The sequence below is a fragment of the Pseudoalteromonas aurantia genome (assembly GCF_005886875.1).
Lineage (GTDB): Bacteria > Pseudomonadota > Gammaproteobacteria > Enterobacterales > Alteromonadaceae > Pseudoalteromonas > Pseudoalteromonas aurantia_A.
In genome coordinates, this window is record NZ_PNBY01000211.1 from 1 (window position 1) to 458 (window position 458).

A 458-nucleotide genomic window follows, 5' to 3' on the forward strand; every position below is an offset into this window, starting at 1 on the left:
AGAAAAGGTCGAGTTTCAATACCACACCACTATTACTCCATCACCCTCGTCACACATAAACGAACACCCTACTTCTCATCTTTAACAATAAACCGACTCGTAATAAAACAGCTTATTGATCGCTGTGAAAAACTCTCAATCGATTTAATTGCCTTTGTGATCATGCCAGATCATATTCACCTACTTATTCAACTATCCACAACAACGACCTTGAGTGACTTTATACGTTCATTTAAAGGCACATTAACGAGCATACTTCGCCCGTTAATAAACAACCAAAGACTATGGCAACGCGATTACTATGACCATATGATCCGAAACGAAACCGAACTACTGCATAATGCCAGATACATCGTCGCAAACCCACTACGCGCGAAACTCGTACAGAAAATTGGTCAATACCCCTATTGGTGGTGCAAATACTTATAAAAAGCGTCATAGGCGAACGTTTACCGCTC

General features: G+C 40.6%; 1 protein-coding gene. It reads left to right on the forward strand.

Annotation, left to right across the window (positions count from 1 at the left end; all coding sequences use genetic code 11):
• Nucleotides 1-429, forward strand: a 429-nt coding sequence (locus CWC18_RS20695) for an REP-associated tyrosine transposase (RefSeq protein ID WP_171041192.1), incomplete at its 5' end; no start/stop codon positions are given.
• Between the last annotated feature and the right edge of the window lie 29 nt (nucleotides 430-458).